Here is a 24,347-nt window from a genome sequence, read left to right as displayed (position 1 = left end):
TCAACCCGTCAACCTCGTCAACCCGTCAACCCTTGTTCGGGGAGTCGTGGACAGGGGAGTCGTGGACAACGGACATGAAAATCACCTAGCCATAACCTCGCGGCCAACCCCTGCCCCTGCGGCCGCTTCTCACTGCGCGACACCCAGTGCGAGTGCCCGCCCTCCGCCATCCGCCGCTACCAGAGCCGGCTCTCCGGACCGCTCCTGGACCGGGTCGACCTCCGCGTCGAGGTGGACCCCGTCACCCGCGCCGAACTCACCGGGCGCGGCGCCGGCGGCGCATCCACCGCCACGGTGGCCGCCCGGGTGCGCGAGGCCCGGGAGCGGGCGGCGGCACGACTCGCGGGCACCCCCTGGCGGACCAACAGCGAAGTACCGGGCCGGGAGCTGCGCAACCGCTGGCAGCCCGTCGGCGGCGCCATGGACGAGGCCGAGCGCAGTCTGGAACGCGGCGTGCTGACGGCCCGGGGACTGGACCGCGTGCTGCGCGTCGCCTGGACCGTCGCGGACCTCGCGGGCCACGCCCGGCCCGACGCCACGGACGTCGCACTGGCGCTGCAACTGCGCACCGGGGTGCCGCGGGGCGTGCCCATCACCGTCGGAACACCGGCATGAGCACGGACACGGACGGACCCCAGGACCCCGAACACCTCACCCGGATCTTCCTCACCCGGGTCGTCGAACCCGGCGACGAGATCGCCGGACGCTGGCTGCGGGAGTACGGCGTCGAGGAGGTGGCCCGGCGGCTGCGAGACGCAGGGCCACGGCTGCCAGGGGTGTCGGAGAAACGGTGGGCCGGGCTGCTCGCGCGGGCCGCACGAGCCGACCCGGAGCGGGACCGGGCCGCCGCCCGGGCAGCAGGGGTGCGGTTCCTGTGGCCCGGGGGAGCCGAATGGCCGGCACAGCTCGACGACCTCGCAGACGCCCGGCCCATCGGACTGTGGGTGCGCGGACAGCCCGGCCTGCGGCTGTGGGCCCTGCGGTCCGTCGCGGTCGTCGGCTCCCGCGCCTGCACCGAGTACGGCGCCCACATGGCGGCCACCCTCTCCGCAGGCCTCGCGGAGCGCGGCTGGGTCGTGGTCTCCGGCGGCGCCTACGGCATCGACGGCGCGGCACACCGCGGAGCGCTCGCAGCCGCGGGAGCCACCGTCGCCGTACTGGCCTGCGGGGTCGACCGGCCCTATCCGCGCGGCCACGCCGGCCTCATCAGCAGAATCGCCGAGCAGGGACTCGTCATCGGGGAACTGCCACCCGGGGACCACCCGACCCCCAGCAGATTCCTCGTACGCAACCGGGTCATCGCGGCCCTCACCCGCGGCACCGTGGTCGTGGAGGCCGCCCACCGCAGCGGCTCCCTGGTCACGGCCCGTGCGGCGCAGCGGCTGGGCCGCTTCACCATGGGGGTGCCGGGACCGGCCACCAGCGGACTGTCCGCAGGAGTCCACGAACTGCTGCGCGGCGAGGCGGTGCTGGTCACGGACGCCGCCGACATCGTCGAACTGGTGGGCGACATCGGACAGCTGGCGCCGGACCGGCGCGGCCCGGTGCTCCCGCGCGACCTCCTGGAACCGGCCGCCCGGAGGGTCCTCGCGGCGCTCCCCGGCTCCGGTACGGCATCGGCGGACGAGGTCGCGCGCGGCGCGCAGACCACCGAGGACGACGCCGTCGGGAGACTGTACGAACTCCGATCACTTGGATTCGTCGAACGACACAGCGATGGCTGGAAGTTGACACGCCAGGCGGTGACCTCGGTCCGACAAGATCACGGTCAGTGTTGACCGAGCGTGTTCGGCCGTCCGGGCGACCCCCCGACGCCCTTGGCAATTCCACCAGTTGACCCTTTCCGGCGATCACTCAGGGCGACGGCCGTGGTCGCGGCAGGGGGCCCACCAGACCCGTTCGCGCACGGGTGATGCCTTGCCCTTCGCACACTGCGACACCACAGTCACGCTACGCTCACGAGGATCCCGAGTCAGAAGGCATCTCGACATCAGACCGACAGCTCACCCAGCCCTCCCCAGCCCACGGCAGAACGGCACAAGGCGACGAATGCCCCAGCACACCTCCGGGCCCGACCGGGCGGCGCATCCCCCAGCCGCCCGTGACGGCGGCAGCGTGCGCCCGCCCGCTCCCTCGACGCTCGACGAGTTGTGGCGGACGTACAAGGAGTCGGGGGACGAGCGGCTGCGGGAGCAGCTGATCCTGCACTACTCGCCGTTGGTGAAGTACGTGGCGGGACGGGTGAGCGTGGGCCTGCCGGCCAATGTGGAGCAGGCGGACTTCGTGTCCTCCGGGGTCTTCGGGCTGATCGACGCGATCGAGAAGTTCGACATCGACCGGGAGATCAAGTTCGAGACGTACGCGATCACACGTATCCGCGGCGCGATGATCGACGAACTGCGGGCGCTGGACTGGATCCCCCGCTCGGTGCGGCAGAAGGCACGCAGCGTGGAGCGGGCCTACGCAACCCTGGAAGCACGGCTGCGACGCACCCCCTCCGAAGGGGAGGTGGCCGCCGAGATGGGCATCGGCGTCGAGGAACTGCACGCCGTCTTCAGCCAGCTGTCTCTGGCGAACGTGGTGGCCCTGGAGGAACTGCTGCACGTCGGCGGCGAGGGCGGCGGCCGCCTCAGCCTGATGGACACCCTGGAGGACACCGCCGCGGACAATCCCGTGGAGGTGGCCGAGGACCGGGAGCTGCGACGGTTCCTCGCGCGGGCGATCAACACACTGCCCGAACGGGAGAAGACCGTGGTCACGCTCTACTACTACGAGGGCCTGACCCTCGCCGAGATCGGCAATGTGCTCGGTGTGACCGAGAGCCGGGTCAGTCAGATCCACACGAAGTCCGTCCTCCAGCTACGGGCCAAGCTGGCCGCCTTCGGACGCTGACGCGCGATACCGGCTGCCTGGCGGGCGCGAGGAGCCGGTGGTGGTGTGCGCCGGGCGCGCGGAGCCCGGCACCGGCGTACGGAGCACGAGTGGCCCAGTGAGCGGCGCGCACAGGTGAGTGGCTCCCGCGGGAGGCGCTCCGTCCGTACAGTGGTTGACGTGCCAAGGATTCGAGCGGCCTCTGTGGCCGAGCACCGGTCGATGCAGCGAGCCGCCCTGCTGGACGCGGCACGATCCCTCCTGTCCGAGGGCGGTACGGAAGCCCTGACGTTCCCGGCCCTCGCCGAGCGGACGGGCCTCGCGCGCTCCTCCGTGTACGAGTACTTCCGCTCCCGCGCCTCCGTCGTCGAAGAGCTGTGCGCGGTCGACTTCCCCGTCTGGGCGGCGGAGGTCGAGGCGGCCATGGCCGCGGCGGACGGCCCCGAGGCGAAGATCGAGGCGTATGTGCGGCAGCAGCTGGCGCTGGTCGGGGACCGGCGCCACCGTGCCGTGGTCGCGATCTCGGCGAGCGAACTCGACGCCGGGGCACGCGAGAAGATCCGCGCGGCGCACGGCGGGCTCGTGACAATGATCGCCGACACGCTCGGCGCGATGGGACACGACGAGCCCCGGCTCACGGCCATGCTGCTCCAAGGCGTGGTCGACGCGGCGGTACGGCGCATCGAACTGGGCGCCGCGGAGGACCCGCTCGCCATCACGGAGGCGGCGGTGGGGATGGCTTTGCGGGGCGTCCGAGGCTGACCCTGTCTTGGTGGGGGCCCTCCCTCCCCCCCGCCCCCCTCCCACCCCACCCCACCCCGAAGCCCCCCACCCCCACCTACGGCAAAGGCACCCCCTCCACCCGCAGCAGCCGCGACGGCCCCGCGTGCAGCAGCCAGGGCGGCAGGAGGGAGAGCGGATTCAGATACGTCTCCCCGCGGAGCAGCCCCCAGTGCAGGCAGGGTCCCGCGCAGTGGGCGGTCGGTGCTTCCAGCACGCCCAGCACGTCGCCGGGCCGGACCGTGTCGCCCTCGTGCACCGACGGCCGTACCGGCTCGTAGGTCGTCCGTAAGGGTGGTGAGCCCGTGCCCGCCAGCTCCACGGACACCACACCCCGTCCCGCCACCCGCCCCGCGAAGACGACCCGCCCGGCCGCCACCGCCCGCACCGGGTCACCCGGAGCCGCCGCCAGGTCCACGCCCCGGTGCCCCGGTCCGTAGGGCGTCGCCGGCGGCTCCCAGCCCCGTAGAACCAGTGGACGAACCCCCACCGGCCACAGCCGCGCGACGGCCGGCACCGCCGGGCCGGGGTCCCGCGTGGCCGCCCTGACCGAACCTGATGCGCCCGCCGTCACCCCGCCCGCCGTCACCTCACCCGGCGTGACCGCACCCCGCGTCTCCGCCATGACCGCATCTGTACGGTCCGACGCCCCCGCCCACGCCGCGGACGGCTGTGGTCCCGCTCGTGCGACCGGGGTCGCCACGCCCACCGCCACCAGCAGTGGCAGGGCCGCGGGCCACCGTCGCGCATGTCGTTCAGCTCGCATGGGAGTACGGTCCCGTACGACGGGCGATCATGGCTGGGATCTGTGGACAACCGGCCCGTTGTGGACATCGGCGTCACCCGCCGCTCCGCCGGTCCCGTACACTTCTTGTGGCGATCCGGGTCACCGGGTCGACTTCGCACGCCCCGACACCAGGCCATCACCAGGCCGGTGTCAGCGCTCCTCGGTCCTTCGCGGCACGGCGCATTGCGGGCGTCAGGCGCGAGTGCCATCCGGCACCCGCGGCACAACCGAGAACACTCAAGGAGAACGGCCATGGCCGTCGTCACGATGCGGGAGCTGCTGGAGAGCGGCGTCCACTTCGGTCACCAGACCCGTCGCTGGAACCCGAAGATGAAGCGCTTCATCTTCACCGAGCGCAACGGCATCTACATCATCGACCTGCTCCAGTCGCTGTCGTACATCGACCGCGCCTACGAGTTCGTCAAGGAGACCGTGGCCCACGGCGGCACGGTCATGTTCGTCGGCACCAAGAAGCAGGCGCAGGAGGCCATCGCCGAGCAGGCCACCCGCGTCGGCATGCCCTACGTCAACCAGCGCTGGCTGGGCGGCATGCTCACCAACTTCTCGACCGTCTACAAGCGTCTGCAGCGCCTCAAGGAGCTCGAGCAGATCGACTTCGAGGACGTCGCCGCGTCCGGTCTGACCAAGAAGGAGCTTCTCGTGCTCTCGCGCGAGAAGGCCAAGCTGGAGAAGACCCTCGGTGGTATCCGCGAGATGCAGAAGGTGCCCAGCGCCGTCTGGATCGTGGACACCAAGAAGGAGCACATCGCGGTCGGTGAGGCCCGGAAGCTCAACATTCCGGTCGTCGCGATCCTCGACACCAACTGCGACCCCGACGAGGTCGACTACAAGATCCCGGGCAACGACGACGCGATCCGCTCCGTCACCCTGCTCACCCGCGTGATCGCCGACGCCGTCGCCGAGGGCCTCATCTCCCGCTCCCGTGTCGCCACCGGCGACAAGGGCGAGAAGGCCGCTGCCGAGCCGCTCGCCGAGTGGGAGCGTGACCTGCTCGAGGGTGAGAAGAAGGCCGAGACCGAGGAGGCCGCCCCGGCCGAGGCCGCTGCCGCCGAGGCACCGGCTGCCGAGACGCCGGCTGCCGAGGCGCCGGCTGCCGAGGGCGAGCAGGCCTGACCTCAGGGCCGTTCGGCTGATGTGAGGGCGGGTGGCGCCGATCGCGCCATCCGCCGTTCACCCGCAGCCCTTAGATCTTCGTAGCCCGTAGATCTTTGGCGGCCGCTCGTGCGACACGTGGCGGCCGCCGACTTCGAGACTTCGAACTCCGAGAAGAGATTCACAGATCATGGCGAACTACACCGCCGCCGACGTCAAGAAGCTCCGTGAGCTGACCGGCGCCGGCATGATGGACTGCAAGAAGGCGCTGGACGAGGCCGAGGGCAACGTCGAGAAGGCCGTCGAGGCGCTCCGCATCAAGGGTCAGAAGGGCGTCGCCAAGCGCGAGGGCCGCTCCGCCGAGAACGGCGCCGTGGTCTCCATCATCGCCGACGACAACTCCTCCGGTGTCCTGGTCGAGCTGAAGTGCGAGACGGACTTCGTCGCCAAGGGCGAGAAGTTCCAGGCCGTCGCCCAGGCGATCGCCGAGCACGTCGCCAAGACCTCCCCGGCCGACCTCGAGGCCCTGCTCGGCTCCGAGATCGAGCCCGGCAAGACCGTCCAGGCGTTCGTGGACGAGGCCAACGCCAACCTCGGCGAGAAGATCGTCCTGGACCGCTTCGCGCAGTTCTCCGACGGTTTCGTCACGGCCTACATGCACCGCACGATGCCCGACCTGCCCCCGCAGATCGGTGTCCTCGTCGAGCTGGACAAGCCGAACACCGAGGTCGCCAAGGGCGTCGCCCAGCACATCGCCGCCTTCGCGCCGAAGTACCTCTCCCAGGAGGAGATCCCGGCCGAGGTCGTCGAGTCCGAGCGCCGCATCGCCGAGGAGACCACCCGCGCCGAGGGCAAGCCCGAGGCCGCGATCGCCAAGATCGTCGAGGGTCGTCTGAACGGCTTCTTCAAGGACGCCACGCTGCTCGGCCAGCCGTACGCGCTGGACAACAAGAAGTCCGTCCAGAAGGTTCTGGACGAGGCGGGTGTCACCCTGAAGCGCTTCACGCGCATCAAGGTCGGCATCTGAGTCCGTACCGCGATCGACGGAAGACCCGGATAGGGTCGAAAGTCGAAAGCAGCCGTCCGCGTCATGCGCGTGTGCCGTCCCGCACGCGCGCGTGAGGGACGCAGATATGACGAGGAGGCCATTGCCGTGCATGGGATGCGAAACACACCCCATCGGCAATGGCCTTCTTCGTATGTGCAACACGTGAAAGAGGCGGGATCTCAATGACCACCAAGCCCGAGAAGAGCGACGACGGCAAAGTACGCGGCCGGTTTCTGCTGAAACTGTCCGGAGAGGCGTTCTCCGGCGGCACCGGACTCGGCGTCGACCCGGACGTGGTGCATGCCATCGCCCGTGAGATCGCGGCTGTGGTGCGCGACGGATCCCAGATCGCCGTCGTGATCGGCGGCGGCAACTTCTTCCGCGGCGCCGAGCTCCAGCAGCGCGGCATGGACCGGGCCCGCTCCGACTACATGGGCATGCTCGGCACGGTCATGAACTGCCTCGCCCTCCAGGACTTCCTGGAGAAGGAGGGCATCGACTCGCGCGTGCAGACCGCCATCACCATGGGTCAGGTCGCCGAGCCGTACATCCCGCTGCGTGCCGTGCGCCATCTGGAGAAGGGCCGCGTGGTCATCTTCGGCGCCGGTATGGGCATGCCGTACTTCTCGACCGACACGACCGCCGCCCAGCGTGCCCTGGAGATCGACGCCGAGGCCCTGCTCATGGGCAAGAACGGTGTGGACGGGGTCTACGACTCCGACCCGAAGACCAACCCGGAGGCCGTCAAGTTCGACGCGCTCAGCTACGGGGAGGTCATCACCCGCGACCTCAAGGTCGCCGACATGACCGCCATCACGCTGTGCCGGGACAACAAGCTGCCCATCCTGGTCTTCGAGCTGCTGGCGGAGGGCAATATCGCCCGGGCCGTCAAGGGTGAGAAGATCGGCACACTCGTGGGAGACCAAGGCAGCCGGGGCTGACCCGACGCCGACCGGTGCGGGCGCCCCTTGGGGCGGCGCACCCTGACCGGGGGATGGACAATGACCTGCCGGTCCGGAACCGTGCAGGAAGAAGACGCGACGCAGCCGGCCGCGGACCGACGAGTGACAGCTGCCGGGCCTACTCAAGACACGCAGGAGCAAGTGGTGATCGAAGAGACCCTCCTCGAGGCCGAGGAGAAGATGGAGAAGGCCGTCGTGGTCGCCAAGGAGGACTTCGCCGCGATCCGCACCGGTCGTGCGCACCCGGCGATGTTCAACAAGATCGTGGCCGACTACTACGGCGCACCGACGCCGATCAACCAGCTGGCCTCGTTCTCGGTGCCAGAGCCGCGCATGGCCGTGGTGACGCCGTTCGACAAGAGCGCGCTGCGCAACATCGAGCAGGCGATCCGCGACTCCGACCTGGGCGTCAACCCGAGCAACGACGGCAACATCATCCGCGTGGTGTTCCCCGAGCTCACCGAGGAGCGGCGCCGCGAGTACATCAAGGTCGCCAAGGGCAAGGGCGAGGACGCCAAGGTCGCGATCCGCTCCGTGCGCCGCAAGGCCAAGGACGCCATCGACAAGCTCGTCAAGGACGGCGAGGTCGGCGAGGACGAGGGCCGTCGTGCGGAGAAGGAGCTCGACGACACCACCGCGAAGTACGTCGCGCAGGTGGACGAGTTGCTCAAGCACAAGGAAGCGGAGCTTCTCGAGGTCTGATGAACGACTCTTCCTGGGGGGCGCCGCCACAGGCCGGGTACTGGGGGCCCAGCGACGCGGGTTCGGGCCGGCGGACCGGCCCGGCGGGTCCCGCGCACGATGCGCATGGCGCCCAGCAGACTCGCCCCATGCCCATCGTGCCCGACGTGCCCGCACAAGGCGGAGACCAGGATGACGACCGGGGGGCCGCTCGGCTGAGCGGCCCCTTGTTCCGCGACGACACGCCGCAGGCGCCGTCCCACTGGGCGGCCTCGCAGAATCCGGAGCCCATGCCCGACGCCCAGCAGCCGGCGCCCGCGCCGCAGAAGAAGAGCGCGGGCCGCGACCTGGGCGCGGCCATAGGGGTCGGGGTCGGGCTCGGCGTCGTGATCGTCGTGTCGTTGTTCATCGTCAAGGCCGTGTTCGTCGGTGTCGTCGCGGTCGCCGTCGTGGTGGGTCTGTGGGAGCTGACGAAGCGGCTGGAGGAGCGCAAGGGCATCAAGGCGCCCCTCGTGCCGCTCGCGGTCGGCGGCGCGGCGATGGTCGTGGCCGGGTATGTGCGAGGCGCCGAGGGTGCCTGGGTGGCGATGGCACTCACCGCGCTCGCGGTCCTGGTCTGGCGCATGACGGAACCACCGGACGGCTATCTCAAGGACGTCACGGCGGGTGTCTTCGCAGCGTTCTACGTGCCGTTCCTGGCCACGTTCGTCGCCATGATGCTGGCGGCCGACGACGGCCCGCAGCGCGTCCTGACCTTCCTGCTGCTGACGGTCGTCAGCGACACGGGCGCCTACGCGGTCGGCTGGCGGTTCGGCAGCCACAAGCTCGCTCCGCGCATCAGCCCCGGAAAGACCCGTGAGGGCCTCGTCGGAGCGGTGGCCTTCGCCATGGGGGCGGGGGCGCTGTGCATGCAGTATCTGATCGACGGCGGCACGTGGTGGGAGGGCCTGCTGCTGGGTCTCGCCGTCGCCGCCAGCGCCACGCTGGGCGATCTCGGCGAGTCCATGATCAAGCGTGACCTGGGCATCAAGGACATGGGCACGCTGCTGCCGGGCCACGGCGGCATCATGGACCGGCTCGACTCCCTGCTGCCCACCGCTCCGGTGGTCTGGCTGCTGCTCGTGCTCTTCGTCGGCAGCGGCTGAGGAATCGTCTCCCCGCGCGATCCATTCACCGAGGGCCCGCCGTCCACAGGGACGGCGGGCCCTTCGGCACTCGCCGTCCCCGGGCGGCTGCGGCAACCGGTGGGACGATAACGTCGCCAAGCCGCTGAACGCCGCTTTCGAAGTGGCCGGCTACGGCCGTGGAGCACCTGATCAGACGGTGACGGTCAGGATCTGAGAGCCGGTGAGTCGGTGGGTGGCGTTCTCGGCGTAGATCTTGACGTAGGCGGGAGCGGTGCCGGGTGCCTTCTTGAAGGAGAAGGAGTTGCCCAGGATGACCTGCGAGGAGACGAAGCAGGGGTTCTGCGGCGTCGGACCGCAGAAGCCCGGGCGGTAGTTGCGGGTGACGGTGTCCGCGGGGTCCTTGGGGTCCCAGGTGACCGTCACGGTCTGGCTGGCGGCGTCATAGGTGTAGGCGAGTCCCGTCGGCGCGGGGGCGTCCGCGGTCTGTGTCGGGGCGGCCACCGCGGTCCGCTGCGCCTGTGCCATTGCGGGCGCTGTCACCGCACCCAGCGTCAGTGCCACCCCCACGCTCACCGCGCCGATGCGGATCGTTCGCATTCCGGAACCCATAAGCCCTCCCCATTGGTGTGACGTCGACCGATTCAGCTCTGGTCGATCATCACGTGTCGAACACCGGCGGACCGTAGCTGTCGCTCCTGGCGTGTACGAGTCCGGTGGATGTTCGCGTGGTGAACATCATCTTGCCTGGGCGGTGCCGCCCCATTCCGCTACCGGAGCGCAGAACTCGGTGGGCACCCTGCCCGGGCCGTCCGTGGGCCGTCCGTGGGCCGTCCGAGGGTGGTCGGTCTCGACGCGCAACGACGACCGATGACGGCCGCCCGAAGGGACAGCCCAGGTCACCCGATTGGATCTGCGACACTGGTAACGCCATGCCTAAGCCCGGAGAACTCACTTTCGTCGCGCCGCGCGGAGCCAAGACCCCGCCGCGGCATCTTGCCGATCTCACGCCCGCCGAGCGCAAGGAGGCGGTCGCCGCGATCGGCGAGAAGCCGTTCCGCGCCAAGCAGCTCTCGCAGCACTACTTCGCGCGGTACTCGCACGAGCCGGAGCAGTGGACCGACATCCCCGCCGCCTCGCGCGGCAGGCTCCAGGAGGCGCTGCTCCCGGAGCTGATGACGGTCGTACGGCATCTGTCGACCGACGAGGAGACCACCCGCAAGACGCTGTGGCGGCTCTTCGACGGGACGCTCGTGGAGTCCGTGCTCATGCGCTACCCCGACCGGGTCACCATGTGCATCAGCTCCCAGGCGGGCTGCGGGATGAACTGCCCGTTCTGTGCCACCGGTCAGGCCGGCCTCGACCGCAACCTGTCCACCGCGGAGATCGTGCACCAGATCGTGGACGGCATGCGGGCGCTGCGCGACGGTGAGATCCCCGGCGGCCCGGCGCGGCTGTCCAACATCGTCTTCATGGGCATGGGCGAGCCTCTCGCCAACTACAAGCGCGTCGTCGGCGCCATCCGCGCCCTCACCGACCCCGCGCCGGACGGGCTCGGGCTGTCGCAGCGAGGGATCACCGTGTCGACCGTAGGCCTGGTGCCGGCCATCCACCGCTTCGCCGACGAGGGCTTCAAGTGCCGTCTCGCGATCTCGCTGCACGCGCCGGACGACGAGCTGCGTGACACTCTCGTGCCCGTCAACACGCGGTGGAAGGTGCGCGAGGTCCTCGACGCCGGGTTCGAGTACGCCGAGAGGTCCGGACGCCGGCTGTCCATCGAGTACGCCCTGATCCGGGACATCAACGACCAGGCGTGGCGCGGTGACCGGCTCGGCCGGCTGCTCAAGGGCAAGCCCGTGCACGTCAATCTGATCCCGCTCAACCCGACGCCCGGCTCCAAGTGGACCGCGTCACGGCCCGAGGACGAGAAGGCGTTCGTCGAGGCGATCGCCGCCCATGGAGTGCCGGTGACCATCCGGGACACCCGGGGCCAGGAGATCGACGGAGCGTGTGGTCAGCTGGCGGCCACCGAGCGGTAGTCTGATGGTCGTCCTATCTCATAGTCCGTAATCAGTCATAGCTGTTCACGGCTGTTCATATCTGCATATTCCGACAGGGGAGCGCCACAGCGCTGAGAGTGCGGGAGAGTCCGCAGACCCTCTGAACCTCGCCCAGGTCATTCTGGGTAGGAAGTTCGGTCTTCACTCGAGCTGTTGCGCCCTGCCCGGGGCCCTTCGGGGCTCCCGGGCGGGGCCGCGTCTCTTCCTGGTCACCTCCAGGAGGAATTCAGTGAGCATCACCGGCAGGCAGTTCGCGGCCGTTGCCGTCGGGCTGGGCATGGTCACGCTGTCCGCGTGCGGATCGTCCGGCTCCACCGCAGGGAGCGGCGGCGATCCCAAGACCGTGACCCTCGTCAGCCACGACTCATGGGCCGCCTCCAAGAGCGTCATCGCGGCGTTCGAGAAGGAGTCCGGCTACCACGTCAAGGTCCTCCCGGACGGCGACGCGGGTCAGGCCGTCAACAAGGCGATCCTCACCAAGGACAACCCGCAGGGCGACGTCTTCTTCGGCGTCGACAACACGCTGCTCTCCCGGGCCCTCGACAACGGGCTCTTCCAGCCGTACAGGGCCAAGGGGCTCGACCAGGTCGGCGCGCAGTACCGGCTGGACGGGGACAAGAACCGGGTCACCCCGATCGACTACGGCGACATCTGCGTCAACTACGACAAGAAGTACTTCGCCGACCACAAGCTCGCCCCGCCGGCCTCCTTCGACGACCTCGCCAAGCCCGCCTACAAGAACCTCCTCGTCACCGAGAACGCCGCCACCTCCTCGCCGGGCCTCGGCTTCCTGCTCGGCACCGCCGCGCAGTACGGCGACAAGGGCTGGCAGGAGTACTGGAACAAGCTCAAGGACAACGGCGTGAAGGTGGTCGACGGCTGGGAGCAGGCCTACGACCAGGAGTTCTCCGGTTCGGCCGGCGGCAGGAAGGCGGGCGGCGACCGGCCGCTCGTCGTGTCGTACGCCTCCTCCCCGCCCGCCGAGGTCGTCTACGCCAAGCCGCGGCCCACGACCGCGCCGACCGGCGTCGCGACCGGCACCTGCTTCCGCCAGATCGAGTTCGCCGGACTGCTGACCAACGCTCACAACCCCAAGGGTGCCAAGGCGTTCCTCGACTTCCTGATCAGCAGGAGGTTCCAGGAGGACATGCCGCTCAACATGTACGTCTACCCGGTCGTGCGGGGCGCGCGGGTGCCCGCCGAGTTCACCGAGTACGGGCCCGCCGCCAAGAACCCCGAGACCATGGCCCCGACGAAGATCGCCGCCAGCCGTGACCAGTGGGTCAGGTCGTGGACGTCGCTCGTACTGAAGTAACCCCGAGGAAGCGGGCGAACCGGGGCGCCGCGGCGCGCCTCGGGCTGATGGCCCTGCCTGTCGCGTTCTTCGCGGTCTTCTTCGCCTACCCCGTCGCCGCGATCGTCGCGCGCGGTCTGCGCGTCGACGGGGTATGGCGCCTCGGGCGCCTGGCGGACGTGCTCGCACAGCCGGACATCCGGCATGTGCTGTGGTTCACCACCTGGCAGGCGCTCGTCTCCACCGCGCTCACCCTGCTCGTGGCGATGCCCGGCGCCTATGTCTTCGCCCGGCTGGACTTCGCCGGCAAGCAGCTGCTGCGCGCGGTCGTCACCGTCCCGTTCGTGCTGCCCACGGTGGTCGTCGGCACGGCCTTCCTGGCGCTCGTCGGCCGCGGCGGACTCCTCGACGACCTGTGGGGCGTCCGGCTCGACACCACCGTGTGGGCCATCCTGCTCGCGCATGTCTTCTTCAACTACGCGGTCGTCGTCCGCACGGTCGGCGGCCTGTGGGCGCAGCTCGACCCGCGCCAGGAGCAGGCCGCGCGGGTGCTCGGCGCCTCCCGCGCCGCCGCATGGCGGACGGTGACGCTGCCCGCCCTCGGCCCGGCGGTGGCCGCCGCCGGCCTCATGGTCTTCCTGTTCACCTTCACCTCGTTCGGCGTGGTGCAGATCCTGGGCGGCCCCACCTTCTCCACCCTGGAGGTGGAGATCTACCGGCAGACCTCCGAGATCTTCGACCTGTCCACGGCCGCCGTGCTGACGATCGTGCAGTTCCTGGCGGTCGGCGCGATCCTCCTGGTGCACGCCTGGACCGTGCGCCGCCGGGAGAGTGCGCTCCGGCTGGTCGACGCGTCCCGCACGGCGCGCAGACCGCGCGGGGCCGGCCAGTGGGCGCTGCTCGTCTCGGTCCTCGCCACCGTCGCCGTCCTGCTCGTCCTGCCGCTCGCCGTGCTCGTCGCCCGGTCGCTCGACGCGTCCGGGTTCGCGTACTACGCGGCCCTCACGCACACGGACGGCGGCACCTTCCTCGTCGCGCCGGTCAACGCGATCGGCAACTCCCTGGCGTACGCCGCCGCCGCCACCCTCATCGCCGTGCTGATCGGCTCGCTCGCCGCCGCGGCCCTCGCCCGCCGGGACGCCGGCCGCCTGGTACGGGGCTTCGACGCGCTGCTGATGCTGCCGCTGGGCGTGTCCGCCGTGACCGTCGGCTTCGGGTTCCTGATCTCCCTCGACCGGCCGCCGCTGGACCTGCGCGGTTCCTGGATCCTGGTGCCGCTCGCACAGGCCCTGGTGGGCGCCCCCTTCGTCGTACGGACCATGCTGCCCGTGCTGCGGGCCGTCGACGAGCGGCTGCGGGAGGCGGCGGCCGTGCTCGGTGCCTCACCCTGGCGGGTGTGGCGGGAGGTCGACCTGCCGATCGTGCGGCGGGCGCTGCTGATCGCGGCCGGGTTCGCGTTCGCGGTGTCGCTGGGCGAGTTCGGGGCGACCGTGTTCATCGCCCGGCCCGGCAACCCCACGCTGCCCGTCGCGGTGGCGCGGCTGCTCGCGCGGCCCGGCGACCTCAACTACGGCCAGGCGATGGCCCTTTCGACGATCCTGATGGTGGTGTGCGCGGTGGCGCTGCTGGTCCTGGAGCGGTTGCGGACCGATCGGACGGGGGAGTTCTGACGATGCTCACGCTTGAGCGGGCGACCGTACGTTTCCGGGGAGGCACCGCGCTCGACGGAGTCGACCTCGCGGTCGCCGAGCACGAGGTGGTGTGCGTGCTCGGGCCCAGCGGCGGCGGCAAGTCGACGCTGCTGCGGACCGTGGCCGGGCTGCAACCGCTGGACTCCGGGCGGGTGGTGCTCGGCGGACGCGATCTGGCCGGGGTGCCCGCGCACCGGCGCGGGGTCGGGCTGATGTTCCAGGACCACCAGCTGTTCCCGCAGCGGGACGTGGGCGGGAACGTCGCCTTCGGGCTGCGGATGCAGGGCGTCTCACGCGGCGAACGGGACGAACGAGTCAGGGAGTTGCTGGACCTCGTCGGGCTGCCCGGGGCCGCGGGACGGGCCGTCGCCACGCTCTCCGGCGGTGAGCAGCAGCGCGTCGCGCTCGCCCGTGCGCTCGCTCCCCGACCCCGGCTGCTGATGCTGGACGAGCCGCTGGGCCAGCTCGACCGGTCGCTGCGGGAGCGCCTGGTCGTCGAACTGCGGGACCTGTTCGGCCGGTTGGGCACGACCGTGCTCGCGGTCACCCATGACCAGGGCGAGGCCTTCGCGCTCGCGGACCGGGTCGTGGTGATGCGCGAGGGGCGGATCGCCCAGTCCGGTACACCCCTTGAGGTCTGGCAGCGGCCCGCGGACGCGTTCGTGGCACGCTTCCTCGGCTTCGACAACGTGGTGGAGGCGACGGTCTCCGGGGAGGCCGCGGACACGCCGTGGGGCAAGGTCCCCGTCCCAAAGGGCTCCCCGCAGGGGCCGCGCGGACTGCTCGTACGGCCCGCCGGAGTACGGCTCGTGCCGGTCTCCGAAGGACTGCGCTGCACGGTGACCGCACGAACCTTCCGCGGCACCCATGTCGCCGTCAGACTGCAGCCCGAGCAGGCACCCGCGCTGGAGGCCGCATGTCCGCTGCGTGCCGCACCGGAGCCCGGCGACGAGACCGGGGTGGTGTTCGACGGGGCCGAGGTCGCCGTCCTCGGGGACGGATCCGCCGCGTAGCCGGGCATCGGCCGCCCGGTGCCGGACACGCGCAACGGCCCGCCCCCGGGGAGGGGCGGGCCGTTGCGTTCGTACGGGCTGCCGCGTGCGTCAGTTGCTCTTCGACGCGCCGCGACGGCGCATGCCGAAGAAGACCGCGCCGCCACCGACGACGACCAGACCGGCGGCGATACCGGCGATCATCGGCGTGCTGGAGCTGGCACCGGTCTCGGCGAGGTTGGAGGTGCCGGCCGCGGGCGAGGGGGAGTTGTCACCGGCGGGAGCGGCAGGCGAGCTCGCCGACTGCGCCGGGGTGGACTCCGAGGAGGACGGGGTGGCCGACGGCTTCGGGGTCTCCGAGGCCGGGGGAGTGCTGGCCGGAGGGGTGGTCTCCGAGGTGGTGCAGGCCTTGTCCGGCGTGGTCAGGGGGTTCGGCGAGATGTTGTCGTCGACGATGCCGCTGACCGTGACATGGACGCGGTACTGGGCCTTCGGCGCCCAGTCCTCGGAGAAGCTGACCGTCGCACCCTCCTTGGTGCCCTTGACCGTCTGCTCGCCGACCTTCTTCGCGTCGGCGCCGTTCAGCTCGAGGTAGACCGAGACGGTCGCTTCCTTGCCGGAAGCGTCCGTGTCCGTGACCGTGATGACGCCCTTGCCGTTGGTGTCGCAGGACGGGACGGCGGAGAAGTCACGGATGTTGCAGGCGAGCGCGTTGCCGGCGACGCCGAGTGCGAGCGCGGCGGTGGCAGAGGCGACGCCGAGGATGCGCACTGACCGTGCGGTACGGGAGGATATGGACACGATTGCCCTTCGCGTGATGCGCAACTGCGGGGGGTTTCAGGGACGTTGCCCCAACAACAGCGTCCCCACCAGGCTCACAGGTTTATAAGCGGCGGCTAAGTGCTGTCAACGCCGATGTCCGGCATGACGCCCGTCTTTGCCGGGTCATTAACAGCCGTGATGTTTGAACGGTCGCCTGACCACCCCGACTTCCCCCGCGGTGGCACCCCCTTCACCTGCGCGGGTTCAGCCCTGGACGGCCGCGGGGTCCATCCACACGACCTCCCAGGTGTGGCCGTCGAGGTCGTCGAAGGAACGGCCGTACATGAAGCCGTGGTCCTGCGTCTCCCCGCCGACCGAACCGCCCACCGCGAGCGCCCGGTCCACCAGCTCGTCGACCTTCTCCCGGCTCTCGGCGCTGAGGCACAGCAGCACCTCGCTGGTCCGCGTCGCGTCCGCGATGGCCTTCTTGGTGAAGTCGGCGTAGCGCTGCTTGCTGAGCATCATCGCGATGATGGTGTCGCTGATGACGACACAGGCGCAGTCGTCCGTGGTGAACTGCGGGTTGATCGTGTAGCCCAGCTCGGTGAAGAACTTCTTCGACGCCTCGACGTCGACGACGGGCAGGTTCACGAAGATCATCTGCTGGTACATGAGCGGCCTCTCCTGGTGATGTGACGGTGTGTACGGGGCCGTGGTCCGTGCGGTGGCCCGTACGGAGGAAGAGACCGCGGGCCGCGGCGAAACTCATCGGCGCGCGGCCCTTTTTCATCAAAGAGTTCTCCCGGGAGGGGTCAGCCCCTCAGCGGCATGGCGGCCAGCTCCGCGACGACCCAGGTCAGCGGCACGAACACCAGGACCAGGACGCCCGCCCGGAGCAGCGCCGCGCTGCGCAGCAGCGTGGCGGGCGCGCCCAGCCGCACCAGCGCGGCCACCGTCTCGGCGCGCGCCTGGCGCGCCTCGATCGCCGCCGTCACCAGCGTCGTCAGCGCGCACCCCACCACCAGCAGCGCACCCAGCGTGGTGAGCGGCCCGAAGGACAGCCGCGCGCCGGCGTAGGGAGCCGTCATGGCGTACGCCCCCGAGGCCACCGCGCACACCACACCGAGCGGCCGCCCGATCCGCGCCGCCTCCCGCTGCAGTCCGCGCCCCGCGAGCAGCCGTACGGCGCCCGGACGCGCGGCCTCCAGCAACCGGCCGCACAGATACGCCAGGGCCGGACCGACCAGGGCCAGTCCCAGCGCGGTCAGCGCCCAGCCCACCAGAACCCCGGCGGGACCGCCCGCGACCCCTCCGGGCAGCCGGAGGCGCAGCGCCCCGCCCGAGCCGCTCGCGTGGGCCTCCACGGCGAGCCCCGCGGCGATCGCGGCCACGCCCCAGGGCAGCCCGCCCGGCGCGGGCCCGGCTGCGGGGGCCGGGTCGGACACGACGTCGTCCGACAGGGCGGCGGCCCGGTCCTCGGGGGCGTCGCCGCCGGAGCCGGCCGGCGCCTGGCCGCGGCGGGCGGTGCGGCGGCCCTCCGCCTGCTTCGGGCGCAGGGCCAGCGCGCTCGCCGCCGACGCCGCGAGCGGCACCAGTGCGAGCAGGGTGAGCGCCGCGGGCAGCGGCAGCGGCACGTCCGCGGCGAGGAACCCGGCCGCCGCGCCGGCGAACGGCGTCCAGGGCAGATCGCCGCGCAGGTGCAGGAAGGCCAGCAGCGCCAGCACCGATCCGAGCGCGGTCGACAGGGCCGTGGTCACGGCCGACAGGGCCATCAGCCGGACGGGGCCGAGGCCGATGGTGGCGAGTCCGGACCGGGGCCGGGTGCCGGGGTCCGTGCGGGCGACGGAGACCGCGAGATAGACCGTGGCGGCCATGGGCACGGCGCACCACACCAGCCGCAGTACCGAACCGGCCGGCGCGTCCGGGTGCGCGAGGGCGTATCCCAGCGTGCACAGCAGCAGCAGGCCCGTGCCGGCCGAGGCCGCCGCGACCAGCAGCCGGCACAACTGGACCTGGGGGCGGGCCCCGCGGGCTAGACGGAGAGCGAGCACGCCGGTCGGCCTTCCGTCTCCGCCTCCGGGACCGGAGGCAGCTGAACCGTGGTCACCGGCCGCCCGTCCAGCAGGGACACCGTACGGTCGGCGAGTGCCGCGACGTCCGGGTGCAGCGTGGCCAGGACGACCGTGATGCCGTGCGAGCGGGCCGCCGCGGTGAGCGTGCGCAGCACCTGGGCGGCCTCGGAGCGGTGCAGGGTGGCGGTCGGCTCGTCCGCGAAGAGCACGGTCGGGCACGCGGCGAGCGCCCGCGCCACGGCGAGCCGTTGCCGTTCGGCCCCGGTCAGCTCGTCCGGGCGCCGGCGGGCGCAGTCGCCGATGTCGAGCCGCTCCAGCCACTCCAGGGCCGCGGTCCTGGCCCGGCGGCGGCCGGTACCGCGCAGCATCAGCGGCAGGGCGGCGTTCTCCCACACGTTCAGTTCGGGTACGAGCAGCGGCACCGGGTCGATCCAGCCGAAGCGGTCGCGGCGCAGCCGTTCACGGCTGAACGAGCCCATGGTGTGCACCGGTGTGCTGTTGAACCAGACCTCGCCCCGCTGGGTGGGCAGCAGCCCCGCCAGGCACTGCAGGAGGGTCGTCTTGCCGCTCCCTCGCGGGCCGGTGACGGCCAGGATCTCGCCCTCCCGCACCCCCACGGAGACACCGCAGAGCGCGGGCGAACCATTGTGCTGGAAGTGCAGGGCGTGCGCCCAGAGCACGTCGTTGTCCGGAGGGGCCACCATCGCGTACACCTCGGTTCAGATCCGTTTTCCCGTGCCGATCCCCGTCCGGGGAACCCGTTCGGGGGAACGAAGGCGGGGCCGATCGGTCACTTCGCACGCTAGGCAGACGGCACCGAAAGCCAGGAACAGCAACGGCCCCGGACCGCCGTTTCTCACTCGAACGGGCGGCGCGGGGCCGTTTGTTGATCATCCAGAAGGATGAATCAGCCAGCTGGGCGATCGGAACCTCTGGAGGCTCAGAGCTTGGTCCACGCCTCCGTCAGCGTCGCGCGCAGGATCTGCTCGATCTCGTCGAACGTCTTCTGGTCGGAGATCAGCGGCGGCGCGAGCTGGACGACCGGGTCGCCGCGGTCGTCGGCACGGCAGTACAGACCGTTCTCGAACAGCGCCTTGGAGAGGAAGCCGTACAGGACGCGCTCGGTCTCCTCGTCGTTGAAGGACTCCTTGGTGTTCTTGTCCTTGACCAGCTCGATGCCGTAGAAGAAGCCGTTGCCGCGGACGTCGCCGACGATCGGCAGGTCGTGCAGCTTCTGCAGCGTGGACAGGAACGCGCCCTCGTTGTCGAGCACATGCTGGTTGAGGTTCTCGCGCTCGAACAGGTCGAGGTTGGCGAGGCCCACCGCGGCCGACACCGGGTGGCCGCCGAAGGTGTAGCCGTGCAGGAAGGTGTTGTCACCCTTGTAGAAGGGCTCGGCCAGGCGGTCGGAGATGATGCAGGCGCCGATCGGGGAGTAGCCGGAGGTCATGCCCTTGGCGCAGGTGATCATGTCCGGCACGTAGTCGAACTTGTCGCACGCGAACATCGTGCCCAGGCGGCCGAAGGCGCAGATGACCTCGTCCGACACGAGCAGCACGTCGTACTGGTCGCAGATCTCGCGGACGCGCTGGAAGTAGCCGGGCGGCGGCGGGAAGCAGCCGCCGGCGTTCTGCACCGGCTCCAGGAAGACCGCGGCCACCGTCTCCGGGCCCTCGAAGAGGATCTGCTGCTCGATCTGGTCGGCGGCCCAGCGGCCGAAGGCCTCCGGGTCGTCACCGAAGATCGGGGCGCGGTAGATGTTGGTGTTCGGCACCTTGTGCGCGCCCGGCACCAGCGGCTCGAAGGGGGCCTTCAGGCCCGGCAGACCCGTGATGGACAGGGCGCCCTGCGGGGTGCCGTGGTAGGCGACGGCACGCGAGATGACCTTGTACTTGGTGGGCTTGCCGACCAGCTTGAAGTACTGCTTGGCCAGCTTCCAGGCGGTCTCCACCGCCTCGCCGCCGCCGGTGGTGAAGAAGACCTTGTTCAGGTCGCCGGGCGCGTGGTGGGCCAGGCGCTCCGCCAGCTCCACGGCCTTGGGGTGGGCGTAGGACCACACCGGGAAGAAGGCCAGCTCCTGCGCCTGCTTGAACGCCGTCTCGGCCAGCTCGGTGCGGCCGTGGCCCGCCTGGACCACGAACAGACCGGCGAGACCGTCGAGGTAGCGCTTGCCCTTGTCGTCGTAGATGTAGGTGCCCTCGCCCCGCACGATGGTCGGCACGGGCGCGTTCTCGTACGAGGACATGCGGGTGAAGTGCATCCACAGGTGGTCGTACGCGGTCTTGCTGAGGTCCTTGGTACTCACGGCTATCGGGTTCCCCACATGTAGGTCTGCTTCTTGAGCTTGAGGTAGACGAAGCTCTCGGTGGAGCGCACGCCGGGGAGGGCCCGGATGCGTTTGTTGATGACGTCCAGCAGGTGGTCGTCGTCCTCGCAGACGATCTCCACCATCAGGTCGAACGAGCCTGCGGTCATCACCACGTACTCGCATTCGGACATGGCGGCCAGCGCGTCGGCGACGGACTCGACCTCGCCCTCGACGTGGATGCCAACCATCGCCTGCCGGCGGAAGCCCACGGTGAGCGGGTCCGTGACGGCGACGATCTGCATCACGCCCTGGTCGAGCAGCTTCTGGACGCGCTGGCGCACGGCCGCCTCGGACAGGCCGACGGCCTTGCCGATCGCGGCGTACGGCCGGCGGCCGTCCTCCTGGAGCTGCTCGATGATGGCGAGGGATACGGCGTCCAGCTGGGGGGTGCCGTTCCTGGACTCGCGGGAGTCCCTCTGGTCTGCGCTTCGACTGGCCACGACCTCACTGTGCACGACGTCTCGACAGTTTCGCAAGGCTCAATCAATGAAATTCGTTGTTTCCGTGAGGGAAGCCTGCGGATTTCGCAGCAGTGGCCCGATCGGGGCTGTTGAAAACGTGGGTGCACGGATTAGGGTGGACGTCTCAGCGATTGGACACCCGAACTTGGAGGGCCCGCAGTGAGCACCGAGCTGCGTCGTCTGCGCAACTACATCGACGGCGAATTCCGCGACGCCGCCGACGGCCGGACCACCGAGGTGGTCAACCCAGCGACCGGTGAGGCGTACGCGACAGCCCCACTGTCCGGGCAGGCGGACGTCGACGCCGCGATGGCCGCCGCCGCCGCGGCCTTCCCGGCCTGGCGCGACACCACCCCCGCCGAGCGGCAGAAGGCCCTCCTCAAGATCGCTGACGCCTTCGAGGAGCGCGCCGAGGAACTGATCGCGGCCGAGGTCGAGAACACCGGCAAGCCGACCGGGCTGACCCGGTCGGAGGAGATCCCGCCGATGGTCGACCAGATCCGCTTCTTCGCGGGGGCGGCCCGGATGCTGGAGGGCCGCTCGGCCGGCGAGTACATGGAGGGGATGACCTCGATCGTCCGCCGTGAGCCGGTCGGCGTCTGCGCGCAGGTCGCGCCGTGGAACTACCCGATGATGATGGCCGTGTGGAAGTTCGCCCCGGCGATCGCGGCGGGCAACACGGTCGTGCTGAAGCCGTCGGACACCACCCCGGCCTCCACGGTCCTGATCGCCGACATCATCGGCTCGGTCCTGCCCAAGGGCGTCTTCAACGTCATCTGCGGCGACCGCGACACCGGCCGCCTGATGGTCGAGCACCCGACCCCGGCGATGGCGTCCATCACCGGCTCCGTGCGCGCCGGCATGTCGGTCGCCGAGTCCGCGGCCAAGGACGTCAAGCGGGTCCACCTGGAGCTCGGCGGCAAGGCACCGGTCGTCGTCTTCGAGGACACCGACATCGCCAAGGCGGTCGAGGACATCTCGGTGGCCGGCTTCTTCAACGCCGGCCAGGACTGCACGGCCGCCACCCGTGTCCTCGTCCACGAGTCCATCCACGACGAGTTCGTCGCCGCGCTCGCCAAGGCCGCCGCCGAGACGAAGACGGGCCAGCCGGACGACGAGGACGTGCTCTACGGGCCCCTCAACAACCCGAACCAGCTCCAGCAGGTCTCCGGCTTCATCGAGCGCCTCCCCGCGCACGCCAAGGTCGAGACCGGCGGCCACCGCGTCGGCGACAAGGGCTACTTCTACGCGCCGACCGTCGTCTCGGGCCTCAAGCAGGAGGACGAGATCATCCAGAACGAGGTCTTCGGCCCGGTCATCACCGTCCAGTCCTTCGCGGACGAGGCGCAGGCCGTGGAGTGGGCCAACGGTGTCGACTACGCCCTCGCGTCCTCGGTGTGGACGAAGGACCACGGGCGCGCGATGCGGCTGTCCAAGGCGCTCGACTTCGGCTGTGTCTGGATCAACACGCACATTCCGCTGGTCGCGGAGATGCCGCACGGCGGCTTCAAGAAGTCCGGCTACGGCAAGGACCTGTCGGGGTACGGCTTCGAGGACTACACGCGCATCAAGCACGTGATGACCTCGCTGGACGCCTGAGCGTGCCGGAACGGGCGCGCGCGTACACGCTCGTGCGCGAGCGCTCGTAGGCGCGGGCACCGATCGCCAACTGCGCGGCCTCGCACGGGAGTTGACCCGTGCGGGGCCTTCGCGTGAGTGCGCGCCGTACGGCCGCAGGCCTCCGCCGCCTCCCGTCGGCCACCGGGCGATCGACAAGGTGTCGGGTTCCCGCGGGGGCGCTCGACGGGGCGTCGATTGTCCTGGTGGCGGGGTGGACGGCATGCTTCCGGGATGCCCCGGATCCCGAAGACTCCCCAGCTCTCCCGCCGCTCCCTCCTGCGCTCCCTGGGCGGGGGCGCGGCGTTCGGGGCGCTCGCCGGCTGCGGCGTGCCCGCCGCCTACGTGGCACCCGGCGACCGGCCCGCCGCCGACCTGTCCTCCCAGGACAGGCGACTGACCTGGGCGAACTGGCCGCTGTACATCGACACGGACGACAAGAACCCGAGTCGGCGGCCGACACTGGAGGCGTTCGAGAAGAGCACGGGCATCGCGGTCGACTATGTCGAGGAGATCAACGACAACGACGAGTTCTTCGGCAAGATCAGCCCGGCCCTGATGAACCACCAGCAGACCGGGCGGGATCTGATCGTCGTCAGCGACTGGATGTGTGCGCGGTTCGTCCGCCTCGGCTGGGTGCAGGAGATGGACCGGGCCCGGCAGCCGCATGTGGCGCGGCACCTCGATCCGCTTCTGCGCTCGCCCGCCTTCGACCCCGGGCGGAAGTACACGATGCCCTGGCAGTCCGGCATCACCGGCATCGCGTACAACCACCGCAAGCTCGGCCGCGAGATCCGGCGCGTGCAGGACCTGTGGGCGTCCGACCTCAAGGGCCGGGTCACCCTGCTCTCCGGTCTGGACGAGGCGTTCGCGCTGCTGATGCAGGCCAACGGGGTGGACGTCACCCGCTGGACCGCCGGCGACTTCCACCGGATCTGCGACCAGGTCGAGCGGCACGTCCGCAGTGGCCAGATCCGCCGGTTCACCGGGAACGACTACACCAAGGACCTGGTCAGCGGCGATGTGCTGGCCTGCCAGGCGTACTCGGGCGATGTGATCCAGCTGCAGGCGGACAACCCGGACATCCGGTTCGTCGTCCCCGAGGCGGGCGCCGAACTGTGGTCGGACTCCCTGATGATCCCCGACCGGGCCCGCCACAAGGCGAACGCCGAGCGGCTGGTCGACTACTACTACCAGCCGGAGGTCGCCGCGGCGCTCGCCGCCTGGGTGAACTACGTCTGTCCCGTCCCCGCCGCCCAGAATGTCCTGGCCGCCGCCAAGGACGAGGACACCGCCGCCCTCGCCGAGAATCCGCTGATCTTCCCGGACGCGACGATGCGCCGCCGCCTGGCGATCGCCCGGGACATCACGTCGACGGAGCGAGTGGAGTTCGCCAAGCGCTGGAACAAGATCGTCGGGCTGTGAGGACGCCTGCACCCGGCTGTGACGAGGATTTTTAGTTGGCACAAAAGAGGGATAGTTGGCACCGAGATCGTTCCCGGGGAGGCCAGGGCGGTGAGCCGTGACGCGGTGGTCGGAACCTGGTCACGCATGGTGGCTCCGCCAGCGACGGTCGACGTGCAGATGAGCCGTCGCACCCGGTCAGAACCTCGGTCGCGGTGGCAGATTCGCTGTCCAGGACGCCCACGGTTCCAAGAAGGCTG

At 70.5% G+C, this 24,347-nt stretch carries 22 protein-coding genes, 1 pseudogene and 1 riboswitch; of the genes and pseudogenes, 15 read left to right on the top strand and 8 right to left on the bottom strand.

Annotation, left to right across the window (positions count from 1 at the left end):
- Window positions 1-96 precede the first annotated feature (96 nt).
- The 4 genes and pseudogenes from ACFY2Z_RS40105 to ACFY2Z_RS40090 all read left to right on the top strand — a co-directional run.
- Window positions 97-615 (top strand): annotated as a pseudogene (locus tag ACFY2Z_RS40105) (ATP-binding protein); the annotation flags it as partial.
- The gene (gene dprA / locus ACFY2Z_RS40100; RefSeq protein ID WP_390748933.1) at window positions 612-1,778 is read left to right on the top strand and encodes a DNA-processing protein DprA; all 1,167 of its coding nucleotides are present in this window, start codon (window positions 612-614) and stop codon (window positions 1,776-1,778) included. The pseudogene ACFY2Z_RS40105 and the gene dprA, both read left to right, overlap by 4 nt.
- A 271-nt stretch (window positions 1,779-2,049) precedes the next feature.
- Complete coding sequence (gene whiG, locus ACFY2Z_RS40095; protein ID WP_390748932.1) at window positions 2,050-2,892, top strand: RNA polymerase sigma factor WhiG; 843 nt, start codon at window positions 2,050-2,052, stop codon at window positions 2,890-2,892.
- Window positions 2,893-3,075: 183 nt separating this feature from the next.
- Window positions 3,076-3,633, top strand: coding sequence for a TetR/AcrR family transcriptional regulator (locus ACFY2Z_RS40090; protein WP_390748935.1), 558 nt, complete (start codon window positions 3,076-3,078; stop codon window positions 3,631-3,633).
- Window positions 3,634-3,709: 76 nt separating this feature from the next.
- Here ACFY2Z_RS40090 and ACFY2Z_RS40085 read toward each other — a convergent pair whose 3' ends face one another.
- Entirely contained in the window at window positions 3,710-4,276 is a 567-nt protein-coding gene (locus tag ACFY2Z_RS40085; RefSeq protein ID WP_390748931.1) for a murein hydrolase activator EnvC family protein, read from the bottom strand.
- 414 nt (window positions 4,277-4,690) lie between these two features.
- Between ACFY2Z_RS40085 and rpsB the strand changes: the two genes are divergently transcribed.
- From rpsB to ACFY2Z_RS40060, 5 genes are all read left to right on the top strand, one after another.
- The gene (gene rpsB, locus ACFY2Z_RS40080) at window positions 4,691-5,572 is read left to right on the top strand and encodes a 30S ribosomal protein S2 (RefSeq protein ID WP_390748930.1); all 882 of its coding nucleotides are present in this window, start codon (window positions 4,691-4,693) and stop codon (window positions 5,570-5,572) included.
- A gap of 169 nt (window positions 5,573-5,741) precedes the next feature.
- The gene (gene tsf, locus ACFY2Z_RS40075) at window positions 5,742-6,578 is read left to right on the top strand and encodes a translation elongation factor Ts (RefSeq protein WP_390748929.1); all 837 of its coding nucleotides are present in this window, start codon (window positions 5,742-5,744) and stop codon (window positions 6,576-6,578) included.
- A 203-nt stretch (window positions 6,579-6,781) separates the two neighbouring features.
- Window positions 6,782-7,540 (top strand): UMP kinase, encoded by a 759-nt coding sequence (gene pyrH, locus ACFY2Z_RS40070; RefSeq protein WP_311701515.1) that lies wholly within the window; start codon window positions 6,782-6,784, stop codon window positions 7,538-7,540.
- 165 nt (window positions 7,541-7,705) lie between these two features.
- Complete coding sequence (frr, locus tag ACFY2Z_RS40065; protein WP_059129097.1) at window positions 7,706-8,263, top strand: ribosome recycling factor; 558 nt, start codon at window positions 7,706-7,708, stop codon at window positions 8,261-8,263.
- The gene (locus ACFY2Z_RS40060) at window positions 8,263-9,387 is read left to right on the top strand and encodes a phosphatidate cytidylyltransferase (RefSeq protein ID WP_390748928.1); all 1,125 of its coding nucleotides are present in this window, start codon (window positions 8,263-8,265) and stop codon (window positions 9,385-9,387) included. Before frr ends, ACFY2Z_RS40060 begins: the two co-directional genes overlap by 1 nt.
- A 171-nt stretch (window positions 9,388-9,558) precedes the next feature.
- Here the strand turns inward: ACFY2Z_RS40060 and ACFY2Z_RS40055 are convergent, their stop codons facing one another.
- Window positions 9,559-9,966: a hypothetical protein gene (locus ACFY2Z_RS40055; protein ID WP_390748927.1), complete on the bottom strand. Its 408-nt coding sequence runs from the start codon at window positions 9,964-9,966 to the stop codon at window positions 9,559-9,561.
- Window positions 9,967-10,298: 332 nt separating this feature from the next.
- On the opposite strand from ACFY2Z_RS40055, the gene rlmN reads away from it, so the two are divergent.
- The 4 genes from rlmN to ACFY2Z_RS40035 all read left to right on the top strand — a co-directional run bounded on the left by rlmN (window position 10,299) and on the right by ACFY2Z_RS40035 (window position 15,424).
- Window positions 10,299-11,405, top strand: coding sequence for a 23S rRNA (adenine(2503)-C(2))-methyltransferase RlmN (gene rlmN, locus ACFY2Z_RS40050; RefSeq protein ID WP_390748926.1), 1,107 nt, complete (start codon window positions 10,299-10,301; stop codon window positions 11,403-11,405).
- 65 nt (window positions 11,406-11,470) lie between these two features.
- Window positions 11,471-11,576, top strand: a riboswitch (TPP riboswitch).
- Window positions 11,577-11,703: 127 nt separating this feature from the next.
- Window positions 11,704-12,741: a thiamine ABC transporter substrate binding subunit gene (locus ACFY2Z_RS40045; RefSeq protein ID WP_390748934.1), complete on the top strand. Its 1,038-nt coding sequence runs from the start codon at window positions 11,704-11,706 to the stop codon at window positions 12,739-12,741.
- Window positions 12,717-14,390, top strand: coding sequence for an ABC transporter permease (locus ACFY2Z_RS40040; RefSeq protein WP_390748925.1), 1,674 nt, complete (start codon window positions 12,717-12,719; stop codon window positions 14,388-14,390). Before ACFY2Z_RS40045 ends, ACFY2Z_RS40040 begins: the two co-directional genes overlap by 25 nt.
- A gap of 2 nt (window positions 14,391-14,392) precedes the next feature.
- A complete protein-coding gene (locus ACFY2Z_RS40035; protein ID WP_390748924.1) occupies window positions 14,393-15,424 on the top strand; it encodes an ABC transporter ATP-binding protein in 1,032 nt (343 codons plus the stop codon).
- Between the two features lie 90 nt (window positions 15,425-15,514).
- Here the strand turns inward: ACFY2Z_RS40035 and ACFY2Z_RS40030 are convergent, their stop codons facing one another.
- The 6 genes from ACFY2Z_RS40030 to ACFY2Z_RS40005 form a co-directional block, all read right to left on the bottom strand.
- Window positions 15,515-16,174, bottom strand: a complete 660-nt coding sequence (locus ACFY2Z_RS40030; RefSeq protein ID WP_390748923.1) for an LAETG motif-containing sortase-dependent surface protein — start codon at window positions 16,172-16,174, stop codon at window positions 15,515-15,517.
- A 255-nt stretch (window positions 16,175-16,429) separates the two neighbouring features.
- Window positions 16,430-16,837, bottom strand: coding sequence for a VOC family protein (locus tag ACFY2Z_RS40025; protein WP_390748922.1), 408 nt, complete (start codon window positions 16,835-16,837; stop codon window positions 16,430-16,432).
- A gap of 140 nt (window positions 16,838-16,977) precedes the next feature.
- Window positions 16,978-18,216 (bottom strand): hypothetical protein, encoded by a 1,239-nt coding sequence (locus ACFY2Z_RS40020; RefSeq protein ID WP_390748921.1) that lies wholly within the window; start codon window positions 18,214-18,216, stop codon window positions 16,978-16,980.
- A complete protein-coding gene (locus tag ACFY2Z_RS40015; protein WP_390748920.1) occupies window positions 18,198-18,941 on the bottom strand; it encodes an ABC transporter ATP-binding protein in 744 nt (247 codons plus the stop codon). The genes ACFY2Z_RS40020 and ACFY2Z_RS40015 overlap by 19 nt, the downstream gene beginning before the upstream one ends.
- A 236-nt stretch (window positions 18,942-19,177) precedes the next feature.
- A complete protein-coding gene (locus ACFY2Z_RS40010) occupies window positions 19,178-20,560 on the bottom strand; it encodes an aspartate aminotransferase family protein (protein WP_388976260.1) in 1,383 nt (460 codons plus the stop codon).
- Complete coding sequence (locus ACFY2Z_RS40005) at window positions 20,545-21,060, bottom strand: Lrp/AsnC family transcriptional regulator (protein ID WP_355905003.1); 516 nt, start codon at window positions 21,058-21,060, stop codon at window positions 20,545-20,547. Before ACFY2Z_RS40005 ends, ACFY2Z_RS40010 begins: the two co-directional genes overlap by 16 nt.
- Before the next feature lie 165 nt (window positions 21,061-21,225).
- Between ACFY2Z_RS40005 and ACFY2Z_RS40000 the strand changes: the two genes are divergently transcribed.
- Together ACFY2Z_RS40000 and ACFY2Z_RS39995 are read left to right on the top strand one after the other, a co-directional pair.
- Complete coding sequence (locus ACFY2Z_RS40000; RefSeq protein ID WP_390748919.1) at window positions 21,226-22,665, top strand: gamma-aminobutyraldehyde dehydrogenase; 1,440 nt, start codon at window positions 21,226-21,228, stop codon at window positions 22,663-22,665.
- 252 nt (window positions 22,666-22,917) lie between these two features.
- Window positions 22,918-24,108 carry a spermidine/putrescine ABC transporter substrate-binding protein gene (locus ACFY2Z_RS39995; RefSeq protein ID WP_390748918.1) on the top strand — a complete coding sequence of 397 codons (1,191 nt, stop codon included), beginning with the start codon at window positions 22,918-22,920 and terminating at the stop codon, window positions 24,106-24,108.
- Window positions 24,109-24,347 lie beyond the last annotated feature (239 nt).

This window comes from Streptomyces sp. NPDC001222, assembly GCF_042896945.1.
Taxonomy (GTDB): domain Bacteria; phylum Actinomycetota; class Actinomycetes; order Streptomycetales; family Streptomycetaceae; genus Streptomyces; species Streptomyces gibsoniae.
Note: the sequence above shows the minus strand (reverse complement) of the source record. Positions and strands in the feature narration are given on the sequence as shown.